The following is a 16,742-nucleotide window of genomic DNA, read 5'->3' on the forward strand; positions in this document are numbered from 1 at the left end:
CCCAAAGTAATTTTTGAAAATAGTAGCATATTCTTGTCAATAGACGAGAAGTTATTCGCGTAATAATCTTTACAGCTGGGCATATAGCTTTAACTTATAAAGCTTGAAATACGCGGTGTAACACTGGTAGAGTCGCGGGATTGAAAAAATAATAATAAGGTTTTTAAATGAGCGAAAAACGCGAGCATTTTAGCTCCCGCCTCGGTTTTATTTTAGCGGCAGCGGGTTCTGCTGTAGGAATTGGTAACTTAGTGGGTTTTCCAGTTTCGGCAACTAAAAATGGCGGTGGCGCTTTCCTTTTAGTTTATGCACTGTTTGTCATTTTTATTTGTTTACCGGTAATGATGGCCGAAATGGCAATGGGTCGCAAGGCGCAAAAAGATCCCCTTGGTTCGTACAAGCTTTTAGCGGGTAACGATCCTAAATGGAACTTTGCAGGCTTTTTAGCAGTATTAACGCCATTTATGATTGCTGTTTTTTATATGGTAATCACAGTGTGGATTTTTGGTTATTTATCGCAAACTGCATTGGGTAATTTAGATGCACTCGCTCAGCCAGATAATTTTGGCACGTTTATAAACAGTTATACTGTGTTTGGTTACATGGCTGTTGTCGCCATTATTGTAAATTTAATTCTGGTGGGTGGTGTTAAAGAAGGTATTGAAAAAGCCGCGAAGTTTATGATGCCAGCGCTTTTTGTACTTTTAACGGCCTTAGTTGTTTATGTATTAACCCTTGATAATGCTATGGCGGGTGTTAAATATTACATCGTTCCAGATTTCAGTAAAATGGATGCTAGTGTATTAAATGGGGCATTGGCTCAAGCGTTTTTCTCTTTATCGTTAGGTATGGGTATCTTAATGACCTATGCGTCGTATATTTCTAAGAAAGATGACATTGTTGGCAGTGCAAAAATGGTCGCGGTCACGGATTCATTAGTGGCATTTATTGCTGGTCTTATGGTGTTACCTGCTATTTTTAGTTTTAACCCAAATACAGATCCAAGTACGTTATCAGATTCATCAGTATCAATGATTTTTGTGTACTTACCCAAAATTCTGTTAGCTCTTCAAGCTGACATCGGATACTTTGGTGCGTCGGTCGTTGCTTTTGTATTTTTCTTATTGGTGTTTTTTGCCGCAATTACGTCATTGGTTTCAATTGTTGAAGTACCAACAGCAACGCTAAGCGATCGTAAAGGTATTAGCCGTAAAAAAGCGTTAGCTATTTTAACGCTTTCAACAGGTGTTTTAACGGTTTTATGCACCATGTCGTTTGGTATGGTGGAGTCGTTAACGTCGTTTGTAAATTATGGTGGCGCAGATAAAAGCTTATTCGATATTGTTTATGACGTGTTCTACGATACTATTTTGCCGCTGAATGGTTTAATGGTGTGCTTGTTCGTTATGTATCGCTGGAAAAAAGCAAATCTATCTGAAGAGTTAAGCCAAGGTTGTGAAGGTTATATAGGCAGCTTTACAGAAAAGTATGTGAACTTCTCTTTATCAACATTTATTCCGGCTATTTTATTGCTTATATTTGTAAATACTGTCGCAACGAAGTTCTTTGCATTTAGTATTTTCGGATTTTAAAAACTCGTTCGTTATTGAGCCGCGCACCTTGCGCGGCTTTTTTATATTCGCTAAATAGCCCCTGCATCTAAAACATCACCCAGTCCCAAAGTAAACATCCAAAGCCCCCATAAGCTGTGCTCGATAACACAAACAAAAGTGGAGCGGCTTTTCGCATATGTATAGGAGAACAACAGGCCGCCCATAAAGGCAAGCAGTACCGCAAGTACATTGGCATAGACAATATGAGCGAGGGCAAAGACTGAAGCACTCACAAAAATCCGCACTGTTTTGCTTGGCATAATGCGTTTATAACGGTGAAAAAAATACGTCCTAAAAATCAGCTCTTGTGGCATCACAGATAAAATAGGATAAAGCAGCAACAATAACAGCCAGTCGTTGAATGAGTTTCGGGGTAATGAAAACCAATTTTCTTGATTTATGATGCCGTAAAACATACCTGAAAAGAGTGCACCTAAAAAGAAAAAGCTAAATAGCCTGCGCTTAACGGCACTAAATTGACCAAGACTGGTTAGACGAAAGCGCTTAAAGTGGGGGTCTGATAACAGTAACATCCCGCAGACACTCATTAAAATGATTAGGGCGGGTATCAGCCAATTCGCAAGGTGTGCGCGTAACAAGAAGCCTAAAAGCGGAAGCGAAACAAATATGAGGGTAAATTCAAACCAGCGGTATTGATTGGCGTTCAATGTCGTCTCAGCGCGTTTTTTGTTTACGTTACCAAGCTAAGACGACAGTTTTATGACATTACAGTTCTTTCGTATCGGTGTTTTCGTCATCTTCGGGTAAGTATTTGAACAGCAGGATAATGGTCGCAAGTACGCAAACAAAGGTGATACCCATTAAACCAAATACTTTAAAGTTAACCCAAAAATCGAGTGAAAAATTATAAGCAATATAAATATTAAGTGCTGAGATACCCGCTGTAACAGCCACCCAGAATAAATTTAGTTTATTCCACAAGGAGTCGGGAACAATGACTTCTTGTTTACTTTCTGAGGCATTTTCTAAAATTGAACTCAATGCTTTTTTTACGAGGTTTTTACCAAGTACATAACGGCTAAATAATAAGGTGAAACTTAAAATTGCGTATACAATTGTGGCTTTCCATTTTACGAATTGCTCATCATGGAAAACTAACGTTAATGTTCCTAGCACGACGGCAATAGCAAAAAAGACCCAGTGGCGAGTCGGTACTTTACCTTCCTTAAAATAACAATACGCAACTTGTATCAAGGTAGTTAGCATAAGTACTGCTGTTGCCCAGTAAATATCAACCAGTTTGAAAACCGCAAAAAACAGAATCAGCGGAATATATTCAATAATTGCATGCATAGATTTTAAAATGCTCTCATTTAAAAAGATAATGGGTTGTATCAATATATTGGCTAAGATACAAGGTTGACTTAGCTTTCCTTAACGCTTAGCCTGCCGAGCCAATTTGACCTAAACCCGTGTTTAGGTTGTTTTACCTTATCTTTTTCCGCTTAACCTTAGATGATTAAGCGGCGTATTTTGGAGCAGTTATGAATAAAGCCGCCTTAGTGTCACAAATGGCAGCCCACAGTGAATTAACTAAAAAAGACACCCAAGCAGCGCTGAATAGTATGTTAAATGCCATTGAAAAATCACTCTCAGAAGGTGACCAAGTACAAATTAACGGGTTTGGTACCTTTGCTTTAAGTTATTACCCAGCACGTAAAGGCCGCAATCCACAAACGGGTGAAGAAATTGAAATTGAAGGCGCAAATAAACCTGTTTTTAAGCCTGCTAAAGCCTTAAAGGATATTCTTTAAGTAGGATTTGCAAAGGCACTGTAGTATTTACAGAGGTTGTCGCAACTCATTAAATATAATTTCAATAATATCAATGTATTAAGCTTGGCATGTTGTCTGCTTTTACTGGTGTAGTTTCACAGTAATAAGGAGGTAACATGTCAGATTTAAACAGCCAACTTAATGGTAAAAAGATTGCAATTCTAGCCACCAATGGCTTTGAACAAAGCGAACTACTGTCACCACGAAGCGCTTTATTAGAAGCTGGGGCGCTAGTCGAAGTGGTATCTCTTGAACGTGGGGATATTACAGGCTGGAATGAAAATCAATGGGGGGAGCGTGTCACTGTAGACCGTGTTGTGAGTGAAGCTGATTCAACGGAGTATGACGCGTTATTACTGCCAGGTGGATTATTTAATCCAGATACGTTACGACAAGATAGCGATGCAAAAGCATTTGTGGATGGCTTCTTCAGTGCCGGTAAGAACAAACCGATTGCGGCGATATGCCACGGCCCATGGTTATTAGCAGAGATTAACAAATTACGTGATCGGAAAGTGACCTCTTATCCGAGCATTAAAACCGACTTAATTAATGCTGGTGCCAATTGGGTTGACCAAGAAGTGTGTGTCGACGAAGGGATTGTAACAAGCCGCAGTCCTGCTGACTTAGAGGCGTTCAATCGTAAGTTTATTGAGGAAATAAAAGAAGGCGTTCATCGTCATCATTAGTCATAAGCAGCAAAAAAGGGCCACAGGGCCCTTTTTTAATATTGGTTGCGCGTTATACCATTCCGCAAAAATACTTAATCATTTTGAGTGATTAAACCAGTCGCTACCTACGTTAAAAATTTCTGATTTAGAACAACTAAATAACTAAATTTTTGCCTTGTTATCAACGCGGTTTTATTGCCTCAAAATAGACCACTTAATTAAGCGGAATGGTATTACTTCGTTGCCGCTTTCATACTGGCAACAAACGCCTTTAAACCACTTAGCATTGCTGCTTGGTCGTCAAGGTTTGCTTCGATGATTTTTACAACCGCAGAGCCTGAAATTGCACCAGCAGCACCCGATTCAAGCGCCGATTTCACATCGTCAGGTGTTGATACACCAAAGCCGAGCAAAGCAGGGGCAGCATGGTACTCTTTTAACTTTTTAACCAATGAATCAGCAGGCATTTGTGCTTTGGTTTCAGTGCCCGTAACCCCCGCGCGTGAAAGCAAGTAGGTATAACCACGGCCGTAAGATGCACACTGACGCAAGGTGTCGTCATCGGCATTCGGGGTTGCGATAAAAATTGGGTCAATGCCATTTTTCATTGCCGTTTGACGAAACAGCTTTGATTCGTGCAGCGGCACGTCAGCCACTAAAATTGAATCAACACCGGCGTCTTTTGCATCGTGATAGAACTTTTCGATGCCTCGTTTAAACACAAGGTTTGAATACAGTAATAAACCGATGGGAATGTCGGCATTGTATTCACGTACTTGTTTAATAATATCAAAACAGTCTTGGGTATTTATGTTCTCATCAAGTGCGCGAATGTTCGCTGCTTGAATAACTGGGCCATCGGCAATTGGATCTGAAAACGGGATACCTAGCTCAAGCGCATCTGCGCCGCCATCAATCAAACTTTTGATGATTTCTACACTGAGCTCTTTATTAGGATCGCCAATGGTGACAAAGGGCACAAACGCACCTTGGTTTGTCTCGTTTAATGTGGCGAACATGTGTCCGTAACGATTAGTTTGGCTCATAGCGCGCCTCCTTCTGATAAAACACTGTGAACGTGAGCCAAATCTTTATCGCCTCGGCCACTTAAATTAACCACTAAAATAGTGTCTTCGGTTTGTTGCTCGGCATATTTCAGTGCATAAGCCAGTGCATGACTCGATTCTAGCGCAGGGATGATCCCTTCATTTTTAGCAAGGAGCTGAAATGCTTCAAGTGCTTCGGTATCGGTAATACCGACGTACTGAGCTCGGCCTGTTTCATGTAAATGAGCGTGTTGAGGACCCACAGCAGGGTAATCAAGGCCAGCAGAAACAGAGTAAGACTCTTCAATTTGGCCATCATTATCTTGCATAATGTACGTATAGGTGCCGTGTAAAATACCTTTCGTGCCTTTACATAAAGTAGCACCGTGCTGGTGGGTATCTAAGCCTTTACCAGCAGGCTCTACACCAATGAGTTTTACACTTGGCTCATCGATAAAATCAGTGAACATACCAATGGCATTTGAGCCACCCCCTACACAGGCTAATACGGCATCAGGCAAACGGCCTTCTGCTTTTAATACTTGCTGTTTTGCCTCTTCACCGATCATTTTTTGGAACTCGCGAACCATGGTCGGGAATGGATGCGGACCTGCTGCTGTACCTAGCAAATAATGGGCATCTTTGTAGTTTGCAGACCAATCACGAAGTGCTTCGTTTACTGCGTCTTTTAACGTACCAGAGCCGGCTGTAACAGGTATAACTTCTGCGCCCATTAACTTCATACGAAACACGTTAGGCTGCTGACGCTCAACATCTTTTGCACCCATATAAACGCGGCATTTTAAGCCAAGTAGGGCACACGCAAGTGCTGTTGCAACACCGTGCTGACCAGCCCCTGTTTCTGCAATCACTTCTTTTTTACCCATGCGTTTTGTTAATAACGCTTGGCCCAGTACTTGGTTGGTTTTGTGTGCACCACCGTGAAGGAGATCTTCACGCTTTAAATACAATTTAACCTTGGGGTTTTTTATTAAGTTTCGGGTTAACGTTAATGGCGTTGGACGACCTGCGTACTCATTCAATAATTTTTCAAATTCTGCCTGAAAAGCAGGATCGTTTTGTGATTTATTAAACTCTGCTTCTAATTGCTTAAGTGCTGGTACAAGCAGTTGTGGTACGAACATACCACCAAATTCACCGAAATAAGCTGGATTTTGCATTCTAACCTCAATAATTTCTGATATGCGAAAACGCATTGTGTAATTTTGTTGGGCATTTTTTACCTGCTGACGCTTCTACGCCAGAATTTAGGTCAAGCCCCTTGGCACCGCGATAAAGCGCTGCATGAATATTCTCTGGATTTAAGCCGCCCGCTAACATAAATGGCACTGTGGCTGTGTCTAATATTGACCAATCAAAGGCTTCGCCAGTGCCACCTTTTTGGGTTTTGCTGTATGTGTCGTATAAGTGGCGGTCAACCCCTTCAAGTGGTTTTGGTAATGTGCCATTTACCGCTTGCGCTTTCCAAATTTCACAGCCAAGTGGCAACTGCTTTCTGAGACTTTGAATATACTCGCTATTCTCATCACCATGTAATTGGACGGCGGCTAATTTTAGGCTTTGTGCGTAGTCAACGACTTGTTCAAGTGGTGCGTTAACAAACACGCCAACATAGGCAAGCGGGGCACTTTGTGTCACTTGTTTTGCGCAGTCAATATCAACATAACGAGGCGATTTAGGGTAAAAAATTAACCCTCCATACACCGCACCACTTTGATAAGCAGCCTCAGCATCTTGTGAACGGGTTAAACCGCACACTTTATTTTCACCTAAAATCACCTTGCGGCAAGCTGCGTCTAAATCGCGTTCAGCCATGAGTGAACTGCCAATTAAAAAACCGTCACATAAAGGAGCAAGGCGTTTTACATCGTTGTGTGTGTATATACCAGACTCTGAAATAACTACTTTGTCGTTTGGTATTAAGGTGCGTAAGCGTTCAGTGGTTGCCAAGTCCGTACTTAAATCACGCAGGTCTCTGTTGTTAATGCCAATCAAACGAGCATTCAGTGCAAGTGCACGGCTCACTTCTTCTTCGTTGCTAACCTCAGTCAGCACCGACATATTTAAAGTATCTGCGACGTTATGCAGTGCTAAGTATTGATCATCATTGAGTACTGACAGCATTAATAAAATGGCATCACCGCCTGATAACCGTGCCAAATACACTTGGTACTCATCGATGAAAAAGTCTTTACAAATAATCGGTTGCTCAACCTGACTGCGCACATACTCAAGGTAGTGATAGCTTCCTTGAAAATATTTCTCGTCGGTTAATACGCTTATACAGGTTGCGTATTTTTTATAGACCGCTGTAATTTCATCTAAGTTAAACGGTTCACGGATAAGCCCTTTAGAAGGCGATGCTTTTTTACATTCTAAAATAAATTGTGTGCCTTTTGCTGCCAGCGCACCTTCAAAATCACGGGTGGTTGGCACAACATCCGCAATGAATGATGTAAGTGGACGCTGTGCTTTTCTGGTTTCAAGTTCGATACGTTTGTCGGCAACAATTTTGTCTAATACGTTAGCCATGACTTACCTCAATAATTGCGTTCAATGTGTTCATCGCGCTGCCAGATGCTAACAACTCGGTTACGTGTTTTGCGGCTGTTTTTAAGTCGCTTGCTTTGCCTGTTAGGTAAAGTAGCGCTGCAACGTTGGCAATAATGGCTGCGTTGTGAGCGTCTTCCCCTTGGCCTTGTAAAATCGCTAAACTGGCTTTCGCATTATATTCTGGGCCTTGACCTGCTAATTGTTCAAGTGAATAGTTTGCAAGACCAAAATCGTTTGCTGTCAGCGTGTACTCGGTTAGTTTGCCATCATTGAGCTCAACGACGTTGGTTTCGCCGTGTAGCGCAATTTCGTCGGTACCGGCTCCATGCACTACCATAGCGCGACGCGTGCCGAGAGTTTTTAGGGTTTCGGCCATCGGTAAGCAAAGAGATGCATCGTAGACACCAAGCAATTGCACGTGGGGGGCGGCTGGGTTGGCAAGCGGACCTAAAATATTAAAAATAGTGCGGCTTTTCAGGGCAGTACGTACCCCCATCGCATGACGCACACCGCTGTGATAATGCGGGGCAAATAAAAATGCAAAGCCAGTGTTTTCTAAGCATGTGGCAGCTTGCTCTGGGCTCATATCAATATTGATGCCCAAGGCTTTTAGTAAATCAGCTGACCCCGAGTTACTCGATACGCTACGGTTGCCATGTTTTACCATATTGATACCCGCGGCTGCGGCAACAATGGCAGCCGTGGTACTTATATTAATCGTATTTGAGCCATCGCCACCGGTACCGCAGCTATCGGCTAACAGTGTTTTACTGGTGGTAAATGGCACTGCGTTGGCGCGCATAGATGCTGCAGCGCCAGCGATTTCGTCGCTCGTTTCACCTTTAAATTTTAACGCGATAAGTGCAGCAGTTAGCTCTATATCATTTAATTGGCCATTCATTATTGCATCGAATAAGGCACTTGATTGCTCAAACGATAAGTGTTGATTGGCCAATAATTGGCTTAACGGGGATAGGGTTGTTGCTTCCATGTTATTCCTCTACTGCACGCGTGCGGTTAAAAACTCAATACTTTGCTGTAATAGCAAGGCGCCGTTTGGCGTTAAAATCGATTCTGGATGAAACTGGTAACCAAGTGCATTATCTTGCGGGTGATAAATTGCCATTGGAATATTTTCATACGAGGCAATGACATCGACTGCGTCTGGCACTTTAGTTGCCATGAGTGAGTGATAACGCGCTACTGGCATTTTTTCACCCATCCCTGCAAATACAGGGTGATCAGACAACGCAATAATCGACGATTTACCATGAACGGTTTCACCTGCATGGCCAATCACGCCACCATAACTTTGTGTTAATGCTTGTTGGCCTAAACAAATACCTAGCATTGGGAAACGTCCCTTACAAAGCTCAATTAATGCCATTAAGCAGCCCGCATCTGAGGGGGCTCCCGGCCCAGGTGATAACACGAGTAATACTGGCACAGTTTCTTGGCACATTTTGTTATAAATGCTTTGTGCACTGATATTGTTACGGTATACCACTAACTCGCACCCTAACATAGAAAGTTCATCGACTAAGTTATAACTAAATGAATCAAAGTTATCTAAAAAGTAGATTTTATAGGCTGATGGTGTGTTCATTATTGTGCCTCATAAGTCGATTGAATTGCGGTAATCACTGCTTGTGCTTTAGCGCGCGTTTCATTGGCTTCTGACTGCGGGTCTGAATCAAACACCACGCCAGCACCTGCCTGTACATAAGCCATGCCGTTTTTCACAAAGGCTGAGCGAATTACAATACAGCTGTCCATCGCACCATCACCGGTTAAATAACCAACTGCACCACCGTAGCTACCACGGCGCTTTTGTTCTGTTTGACGTACAAGTTCAGCGGCTCGTACTTTGGGAGCACCGACTAAGGTGCCCATATTCATACATGCTTGATACGCATGCAGGGCATCAAGTTCAGGTTTTAATGTACCGACCACGCGTGAAACTAAATGCATCACTTGTGAGTAGCGGTCTACTTTTAATAGCTCTTTGGCATGGCGTGTACCCGGCACGCTTATACGGGCGACATCGTTACGGGCTAAATCGACCAGCATTAAATGTTCAGCGCGCTCTTTTTGGTCGTTACGTAGTTCAAGTTCAATGCGGCTGTCTAAATCTGGGTTTATTTGTCCATTGGCAAATTTACCGCGTGGGCGAGTACCTGCAATTGGATACACTTCAACTTGCTTGCTATCAACACAATATTTAAGTGCTGACTCAGGCGATGCACCAAATAACACAAACTCTTCGTCGCGCATGTAAAACATGTAAGGACTGGGGTTTTGTTGCTTAAGTTGGCTGTAGGCATGAAGTGAATCTGGGCAGGCAAGAGAAAAAGTACGTGATGGTACGACTTGGAAGATATCGCCATCGACAATGTTCTTTTTTAATTTGATGACATGCTCGCAGTATTGCTCATCGCTGACATCAACCGAGACAGGGCTTGCACCGTTTTGCTTTTGTCCTTGGTATTGCACTGCGTTGTCACATACGCTGTTCAAGCGTTCTAGCTGCTGACCGACTTCGAAGCAGTTGGCATGCACTTCTGGGCCGTTAAACACATTACCAATCAACTCGGTGGTTTTGGCTTGATGGTCAATTATCACAAGTGTTTCGGCTAAATAGAAAACATAGTCTGGGCAGCTGTTTTCACCTTCAGGTACGTCAGACAGCGTTTCAAAATTTGCGACCATGTCGTAGGCAAACACCCCGCCAAGAAAGACTGAAAAAGGGTTGTCTGTGGTGCTTTTTATACTGTTTATACAGCTACGAAGAGCGCTAAAAGCATTGTCGGCAATCAGTTTGCTGGCTTCGTCAATATCGCTCGCTACTTCGTTGTAGGTCAATGTGAGTGTGTCTTCAATAAGCACTGCATCGCAGTTTTGCACATGGCTTTGTAAATAAGGTAGTAATTGTTTGCCGTTATTTGACTGTGCTGTCAGTGTGACGTGTTTACCATGGCAAACAATACGTAGCGCTGAGTCAACCAAAATTAGGCTTTTGACACTGTCTTTAGAGTCAATTTCTGCAGACTCTAACAGCAGTGAATTGGGTTTATCGAGTAAACTGTATAATGCAAGTGGGCTACTAATGTAGTCACGCACTTGAGTGATACTGGTTACCTCACCCGGTGTCGTTGTTATATGACTAAAAATCAAACCTTATTCTCCCTCATTCCCAAAAATAAAAACCCCGCAAAGCGATGCTTAAGCGGGGTTCGTATAATAATGTCTATAAATTAGATAGACCCTTACCGTCCCGCTAAGCCAGGCGCCACCCCCAATGATGTGTAAGAGTTGCTATGTTATTCATTTATAAAACCTTAAAATTTAGATATAAAAAAACCCGCTACATGAGCGGGTTTTGAAATCGTATAGACACGACAATTCGTCACCCGCTATTTACGAGTGCCACCACCAAATTGTGATTTGAATTGTTTTGTTCATTGTTATTTCTTTTTCAACGTGTCTTAAAGTGCATACAGTAAAGCGTACCTGAGCCGATACTGTCAAGCATTAATTTACAACAATTAGTATAAAATCTTTGTTATACTCCTATCAATGATTCAAGAACTTACGTTAAGCAGTCTTTTCCTTTGATAAAATACGATTTACATAGCCACACCACATATTCTGATGGTCAGCTATCAGTCGAGCAACTATTACACCGCGCGGTTGAAAAAAATATAGATGTGTTCGCAATTACCGATCACGACACATTGGCGGCGATAGCCCCTGCACGTGACATCATTGCGAATGACGATTTACCGCTTAAATTAATTGCCGGTGTTGAAGTGTCAACTAAGTGGGAAAGCTTTGAAATTCATATTGTTGGTTTAAATATCGACGATGAGAATGAAGCCTTGATTTCGCTATTAAGCTCGCAACAGGCGAAGCGTGAAGAGCGTGCTATCGAGATAGGTCATCGCCTCGCAAAAAATGGCTTTGAAGGTATTTATGACGAAGCGAAAGCATTTGCCGACAATGCCCAAATTACCCGCGGGCACTTTGCTCGCGCACTCATTGAGCGCGGCGTAGCCAAAAACTTTCCAGGTGTCTTTAAAAAATACCTAGGCCGTGGCAAAACAGGCTATGTACCAAGTTGCTGGTGCGATATGCAAACGGCGATAGCGGCTATTCATCAAGCGGGTGGGGTGGCTGTTCTGGCGCATCCTGGTCGTTATCAAATGTCGAATAAGTGGTTGCGTAAGTTGATAGTCGAGTTTAAAAACGCGGGGGGCGATGCAATGGAAGTTGCACAACCCCAGCAAGCACCAAGTGAACGCCAGTTTTTAGGTGAGCTTTCTAGAGAATATGATTTACTCGCCTCACAGGGGTCAGACTTTCATTTTCCTACAAGCTGGTTGGAGCTGGGAAAAAATTTATACTTACCCAAAGATTGCCAAGGTGTTTGGCAAGCGTGGGAAGGGCAATAGGAGCGTGTAATGAGTCAGTTTTTTCATATCCATCCAGATAATCCACAACCGAGATTAATTAGTCAAGCTGTTGATATTATTAAACAAGGTGGAGTTATCGTGTACCCAACTGATTCGGGTTATGCGATTGGTTGCAGTATTGGTAATAAACAAGCAAAAGAGCGCATAGAACGTATTCGAGGCATTGAAAAACACCATAATTTTACCTTGGTATGTCGCGATTTATCTGAGCTCTCAACATATGCACGTGTAGACAATCAGCTGTTTAGGCTGATTAAAAATAACACACCAGGACCGTACACCTTTATTTTTAAAGGAACCAAGGAAGTTCCTAAACGTTTACTAAACGAAAAGAAAAAAACCATTGGTATTCGCGTTATTGAACACCCGATTACATGTGCCTTATTGGCTGAATTAGGGGAGCCGTTGATGTCGTGTTCCTTAATTTTACCGGGTGAGCAATTCACCGAAGCTGATCCCGATGAAATTCGTGATCGCATTGAAAAGCAAGTTGATTTAATTATTCATGGTGGTTATCTTCCTGAACAGGCCACTACAGTGATTGATTTATCAGATGATGATATCGAAATTTTACGTGTTGGTTGTGGCGATACTAAACCGTTTGAAATATAGAGACATCATTGACAAGCTCAGAGCGTAATGCCCCAAACGACATACAAGAGCCAGTGCAGCAAAAGCTGCCACTGGCTTTTTTGCATGGCAAAGCGGTGGTCGACAAGCCTGAAGATTTATACATTCCACCCGATGCACTCGAGGTTATTTTAGAGACCTTTGAAGGTCCGCTCGACTTACTCTTGTATTTAATTAAAAAGCATAAATTAGATGTACTAGAGCTGTCGATTTTTAGTATTACGGAACAATACGTTCGCTATGTTGAAATGATGAGTGAGTTTCAACTCGAGCTTGCGGGTGAATACCTAGTAATGGCAGCCTTGTTAGCACAAATTAAATCACGATTGCTGTTACCAAAACATGAGGAACTGGAAGAAGACGACGATCCGCGCGCAGAGCTAGTCAGACGCTTACAAGAATACGAGCAATTTAAAAAAGCAGCAGAAAACCTTGACGAGATCCCTCGAGAAGGTCGTGATATTTTTGTAGCAGAGGCATTAGCCCCCGAGTTTAGCGAGCGTGAAGCGCTATTACCAGATGTTGAAATGAAAGACTTGTTACTTGCATTAAGCGATGTAATGGCACGCGCTAAAACATTTGAACATCACCATATCACCGCAGAAGCGCTGTCTACTCGTGAGCGCATGAGCTTAATTTTAGACAAGCTATCCGAAGCCCAGTCACAATTACCATTCCATACGCTGTTTACCGTTGAAGAAGGCCGAAGCGGTGTCGTTGTAAGCTTTATCGCTATGCTAGAGCTGGTAAAAGAAAACCTCATTAGCTGTTTTCAAGTTGATGCCAATAGCCAGATTTACGTAGGGCTGGTGGAAGAAAGTTAACAGCTTTTAGCTATTAGTTTTAAGTTGTATGATGTGACTACACACATGAGGGGCTAATAATGTGTGTCATTATGCCCATACCATTAAAGGATCTGTTTTGAAAACATTGGCATTCACTTTATTATTTTTTACTTCTTTTATCTGCGTATCTAAAGAACTACCAAGTAAATTTGAAAACAATTTAATTTACTTAAATCCAAAACTTAATGATGGTACAACGGTTTTATTTTTCACCGATACGGGTGGGGGATGGAACGCTATTTCAAAAGAGCTAAGCGATAAATATCAATGGAAGTTGGAAAGCAGGCAAGCGGGAAATGACACCATTGAAGTCACAGAGATGCCTTCATTTGATAAAAGTGCTTGGATACCAAAAGCAGGTTTAAATAACTGGTGGGCAGGTAAGTTGCAAGTGGTGCCAATTAAGGAACTAAGTAAAACAAAGCACCATGATGGGACTTTAGGGGGGAGATGGCATGCTGAAAAGGTGATTGATTTCAATTATCCCGATAAGAGAATAGCTATTCTTTTGGAAGCACCCAGTGGAGGTAATTTTTCAAAAGTGCAGCTTGGATTCCAAAAGAATCAAGCTGGTAATTATACTATGGCTTTCCCAAGTATAGATATATCTGTAGAAGGTAAAACCATTCCTATGTTATTGGACACAGGAGCTTCTGCTTGGCCGTCTAAAGAAGCACTCAGTCAACTTGATGTATCGGGTGAACAAGTCGCAACTTCTTTTATCATCGCATCTATATTTGATGATTGGGTTAAGTCTCATCCAGAATGGACTGTCGTCGATAAAGCATGCTTGCTATCAAAGCAACCGATGATTCGAGTTCCGCAAGTAAAAATTGCTGGTAATGTTGTTGGTCCAGTTTGGTTTACTAGAAGAGACGATCATAACTTCCATCAGTATATGTCTTCAATGATGGACAGACAGATTGATGGAGCATTAGGGGGCTCTGCGCTAAAGTATTTAAGAATAATAGTAGACTACCCTAACGAGCAGGCTCTTGTTGAAAGTGATAAATAACAAAATGCTATTGGCCTAGCTGTATTTTGTTACTTTTTAGAATTATCAGCAAACAGTCAAAGCATTTTATTTGGACAAAATAACCGCTAACATTAAACGTTACTATGAAATATTTTAGTTAACTCATAGCGGACAGGGTAATTGGATTTTCTTGATAACATTTACTTGAGGAAGTACTTTGGAAATAAGAAAACTAAATACGCTGTGAGGGTTAGCAGCGCGTATCGTTTTTTCACGCATTTTATACTATTTTGCAAAAATACTTAATCATTTTGAGTGATTAAACCAGTCGCTACCTGCGTTAAAAATGTCTGATTTACGACTGCATGGATGCAGGAGCAATTGCCGAGAACAAACTAAATAACTAAATTTTTGCCTTGTTATCAACGCGGTTTTATTGCCTCAAAATAGACCACTTAATTAAGCACAATGGTATTAGCGAAATAACACAATGGTTAGATGGCGCTTTAGGCGGAGGAACGGGTGCTTACGGAGTGATGCTTTTCTTCCTGCTTAGTGGCTTTTTTTGTCTCTTACTTTTTCTTTACTCACGGTAGCGATAGCCTTTATAACATACCTGACACCAATACCTTAGTCGCTTATTTGCTGTTTATTCATGGTGAAAGTGTACATTGGTCAATTCCTCCTGAGATCCAGTTTTATTTTATTATTTTTTGGCGTATGCGAAGAATGGAACAGGTTATATTTGCCTCTCAATATTGGCTTTTACATCTCATCAATACCCTACTAAATGGTGTCTTCAAACTTAACATATTTAAATATGATAATAGCTAGATTAGTTTTGATAATACTTAATATGTAACCTTTTTGTGCGTATACGCACAGAAGCTGTTTGTTTTACGCTATTTTCATTGTATTACAGCTGAGCTAAGCTGTGTTTAGTTTCATGGTTCTCATGGGAAATGAGTATGTTAAAGAATTCAAAGTCAAGTTACGGCTGGGTAGCTATCTTACTTCACTGGTTAATGGCACTTGGAGTATTTGGTCTGTTTGGCTTAGGTGTCTATATGGTTGAGTTAACCTATTACGATACGTGGTACAAAGGCTCTCTTGATTTACACAAAAGCGTTGGCATTACCTTAGCTGCTTTATTATTGTTTCGATTTGGCTGGCGTTTATTAGGCACGCAACCAGACCCTGTTGCAGGAAGCTCTAAAGCGGTAAACATGGCTGCGCACTCTGTACATAAATTAATTTATTTAGCCCTTATTGTCATTGTTACATCTGGCTACTTAATTTCGACGGCTGATGGCCGTGCGATCGACGTATTTAACTTATTTGCTGTTCCGGCTTTACCCGAGTCGGTGGCTAATCAAGAAGATATTGCAGGTAAAATTCACTTTTATGCCGCGTATGGGCTTATAGGTGTTGTTGTTTTACATGCTTTAGGGGCACTAAAACATCATTTTATCGATAAAGATAAAACCTTAATTAGAATGATCAAACCATTGAAGGATGATTAATATGAAAAAATTATTATTAAGCACAGTACTAAGCGCTGCACTTTTATCTACTGCGAATGCAAATGCCGCAGACTATGTGATTGATACAGACGGTGCTCACGCATTTGTTACATTTAAAATCAAACATTTAGGCTATAGCTGGTTACACGGTCGTTTTAATACGTTTTCAGGTGATTTTAGTTACGATGACAAAGCACCGGATGCATCAAAGATCAATGTCACTATTGACACAAAAAGTATCGATTCGAACCATGCTGAACGTGATAAGCACTTACGTGGTAAAGATTTCTTAAATGTAGATAAATACCCTACAGCGACGTTTAAAAGCACATCAATCAAGTTTGATGAAGAAGGCGATGAAGCCGATGTAACTGGTGAGTTTACACTTAACGGTGTAACAAAAACGATTACTTTTGAAATTGATAAAATTGGCGAAGGTAAAGATCCATGGGGTGGTTACCGTGTTGGCTTTGAAGGTGAAAAAAGCTTAAAACTGGCTGATTATGGTATTGATTACAACTTAGGCCCAGCATCAACTCATGTTGATATTGGCCTGTTTATCGAAGGTATTCGTAAGTAACGACTACACGAAACGT

Annotated in this window: 17 protein-coding genes; 9 read left to right on the plus strand and 8 right to left on the minus strand. The window is 41.5% G+C overall.

Translation table 11 applies throughout. From position 1 onward, the window contains the following. Positions 1–167 precede the first annotated feature (167 nt). Positions 168–1,592, plus strand: coding sequence for a sodium-dependent transporter (locus LPA49_RS18565; RefSeq protein WP_036968996.1), 1,425 nt, complete (start codon positions 168–170; stop codon positions 1,590–1,592). Positions 1,593–1,642: 50 nt separating this feature from the next. Here LPA49_RS18565 and LPA49_RS18570 read toward each other — a convergent pair whose 3' ends face one another. Next, complete coding sequence (locus tag LPA49_RS18570; RefSeq protein WP_036968994.1) at positions 1,643–2,281, minus strand: CPBP family intramembrane glutamic endopeptidase; 639 nt, start codon at positions 2,279–2,281, stop codon at positions 1,643–1,645. Between the two features lie 58 nt (positions 2,282–2,339). Next, entirely contained in the window at positions 2,340–2,927 is a 588-nt protein-coding gene (locus tag LPA49_RS18575) for an inner membrane-spanning protein YciB (RefSeq protein ID WP_036969278.1), read from the minus strand. 191 nt (positions 2,928–3,118) lie between these two features. Between LPA49_RS18575 and LPA49_RS18580 the strand changes: the two genes are divergently transcribed. Continuing rightward, positions 3,119–3,388: an HU family DNA-binding protein gene (locus LPA49_RS18580; RefSeq protein ID WP_065979805.1), complete on the plus strand. Its 270-nt coding sequence runs from the start codon at positions 3,119–3,121 to the stop codon at positions 3,386–3,388. Between the two features lie 137 nt (positions 3,389–3,525). Beyond that, positions 3,526–4,098: a type 1 glutamine amidotransferase domain-containing protein gene (locus tag LPA49_RS18585; protein WP_036968990.1), complete on the plus strand. Its 573-nt coding sequence runs from the start codon at positions 3,526–3,528 to the stop codon at positions 4,096–4,098. 215 nt (positions 4,099–4,313) lie between these two features. Here LPA49_RS18585 and trpA read toward each other — a convergent pair whose 3' ends face one another. Genes trpA through LPA49_RS18615 form a run of 6 tightly spaced genes read right to left on the minus strand, consistent with a single transcriptional unit; the run spans position 4,314 to position 10,874 of the window. Further along, positions 4,314–5,126: a tryptophan synthase subunit alpha gene (gene trpA, locus LPA49_RS18590; RefSeq protein ID WP_036968988.1), complete on the minus strand. Its 813-nt coding sequence runs from the start codon at positions 5,124–5,126 to the stop codon at positions 4,314–4,316. Then, positions 5,123–6,307, minus strand: a complete 1,185-nt coding sequence (trpB, locus tag LPA49_RS18595) for a tryptophan synthase subunit beta (RefSeq protein ID WP_036969276.1) — start codon at positions 6,305–6,307, stop codon at positions 5,123–5,125. The genes trpA and trpB overlap by 4 nt, the downstream gene beginning before the upstream one ends. 7 nt (positions 6,308–6,314) lie before the next feature. Then, positions 6,315–7,679, minus strand: coding sequence for a bifunctional indole-3-glycerol-phosphate synthase TrpC/phosphoribosylanthranilate isomerase TrpF (gene trpCF / locus LPA49_RS18600; protein WP_075593668.1), 1,365 nt, complete (start codon positions 7,677–7,679; stop codon positions 6,315–6,317). Further along, positions 7,672–8,691, minus strand: coding sequence for an anthranilate phosphoribosyltransferase (gene trpD / locus LPA49_RS18605; protein ID WP_230237464.1), 1,020 nt, complete (start codon positions 8,689–8,691; stop codon positions 7,672–7,674). The genes trpCF and trpD overlap by 8 nt, the downstream gene beginning before the upstream one ends. Before the next feature lie 9 nt (positions 8,692–8,700). Next, on the minus strand, positions 8,701–9,306 hold the full coding sequence (locus tag LPA49_RS18610; RefSeq protein WP_065979808.1) for an aminodeoxychorismate/anthranilate synthase component II: 606 nt from the start codon (positions 9,304–9,306) through the stop codon (positions 8,701–8,703). After that, positions 9,306–10,874: an anthranilate synthase component 1 gene (locus LPA49_RS18615; protein ID WP_230237466.1), complete on the minus strand. Its 1,569-nt coding sequence runs from the start codon at positions 10,872–10,874 to the stop codon at positions 9,306–9,308. Before LPA49_RS18615 ends, LPA49_RS18610 begins: the two co-directional genes overlap by 1 nt. Positions 10,875–11,311: 437 nt before the next feature. Here LPA49_RS18615 and LPA49_RS18620 point away from each other — a divergent pair, with 437 nt between their 5' ends. The 6 genes from LPA49_RS18620 (at position 11,312) to LPA49_RS18645 (ending at position 16,726) form a co-directional block, all read left to right on the plus strand. Further along, the gene (locus LPA49_RS18620) at positions 11,312–12,151 is read left to right on the plus strand and encodes a PHP domain-containing protein (RefSeq protein ID WP_075593665.1); all 840 of its coding nucleotides are present in this window, start codon (positions 11,312–11,314) and stop codon (positions 12,149–12,151) included. A 9-nt stretch (positions 12,152–12,160) separates the two neighbouring features. Beyond that, positions 12,161–12,784, plus strand: a complete 624-nt coding sequence (locus tag LPA49_RS18625; protein ID WP_036968977.1) for an L-threonylcarbamoyladenylate synthase — start codon at positions 12,161–12,163, stop codon at positions 12,782–12,784. A gap of 41 nt (positions 12,785–12,825) precedes the next feature. Then, a complete protein-coding gene (locus tag LPA49_RS18630; protein WP_036969272.1) occupies positions 12,826–13,626 on the plus strand; it encodes a ScpA family protein in 801 nt (266 codons plus the stop codon). Positions 13,627–13,723: 97 nt separating this feature from the next. Next, on the plus strand, positions 13,724–14,662 hold the full coding sequence (locus LPA49_RS18635; protein ID WP_230237468.1) for a hypothetical protein: 939 nt from the start codon (positions 13,724–13,726) through the stop codon (positions 14,660–14,662). Between the two features lie 929 nt (positions 14,663–15,591). Further along, positions 15,592–16,146: a cytochrome b gene (locus LPA49_RS18640; RefSeq protein ID WP_036968975.1), complete on the plus strand. Its 555-nt coding sequence runs from the start codon at positions 15,592–15,594 to the stop codon at positions 16,144–16,146. A 1-nt stretch (position 16,147) separates the two neighbouring features. Next, complete coding sequence (locus LPA49_RS18645) at positions 16,148–16,726, plus strand: YceI family protein (RefSeq protein ID WP_230237470.1); 579 nt, start codon at positions 16,148–16,150, stop codon at positions 16,724–16,726. The last annotated feature ends 16 nt before the right edge of the window (positions 16,727–16,742 follow it).

The sequence above is a fragment of the Pseudoalteromonas sp. MB41 genome, from assembly GCF_020966275.1.
Lineage (GTDB): Bacteria > Pseudomonadota > Gammaproteobacteria > Enterobacterales > Alteromonadaceae > Pseudoalteromonas > Pseudoalteromonas lipolytica.

Excerpts from the sequence above, each read along its gene's own strand:
- LPA49_RS18625 (WP_036968977.1), top strand. The coding sequence starts at position 12,161 with ATGAGTCAGTTTTTTCATATCCATCCAGATAATCCACAACCGAGATTA.
- trpA (WP_036968988.1), bottom strand. The coding sequence starts at position 5,126 with ATGAGCCAAACTAATCGTTACGGACACATGTTCGCCACATTAAACGAG.
- LPA49_RS18645 (WP_230237470.1), top strand. The coding sequence starts at position 16,148 with ATGAAAAAATTATTATTAAGCACAGTACTAAGCGCTGCACTTTTATCT.
- LPA49_RS18610 (WP_065979808.1), bottom strand. The coding sequence starts at position 9,306 with ATGAACACACCATCAGCCTATAAAATCTACTTTTTAGATAACTTTGAT.
- LPA49_RS18580 (WP_065979805.1), top strand. The coding sequence starts at position 3,119 with ATGAATAAAGCCGCCTTAGTGTCACAAATGGCAGCCCACAGTGAATTA.
- trpB (WP_036969276.1), bottom strand. The coding sequence starts at position 6,307 with ATGCAAAATCCAGCTTATTTCGGTGAATTTGGTGGTATGTTCGTACCA.
- LPA49_RS18585 (WP_036968990.1), top strand. The coding sequence starts at position 3,526 with ATGTCAGATTTAAACAGCCAACTTAATGGTAAAAAGATTGCAATTCTA.
- LPA49_RS18565 (WP_036968996.1), top strand. The coding sequence starts at position 168 with ATGAGCGAAAAACGCGAGCATTTTAGCTCCCGCCTCGGTTTTATTTTA.
- trpCF (WP_075593668.1), bottom strand. The coding sequence starts at position 7,679 with ATGGCTAACGTATTAGACAAAATTGTTGCCGACAAACGTATCGAACTT.
- trpD (WP_230237464.1), bottom strand. The coding sequence starts at position 8,691 with ATGGAAGCAACAACCCTATCCCCGTTAAGCCAATTATTGGCCAATCAA.
- LPA49_RS18640 (WP_036968975.1), top strand. The coding sequence starts at position 15,592 with ATGTTAAAGAATTCAAAGTCAAGTTACGGCTGGGTAGCTATCTTACTT.
- LPA49_RS18575 (WP_036969278.1), bottom strand. The coding sequence starts at position 2,927 with ATGCATGCAATTATTGAATATATTCCGCTGATTCTGTTTTTTGCGGTT.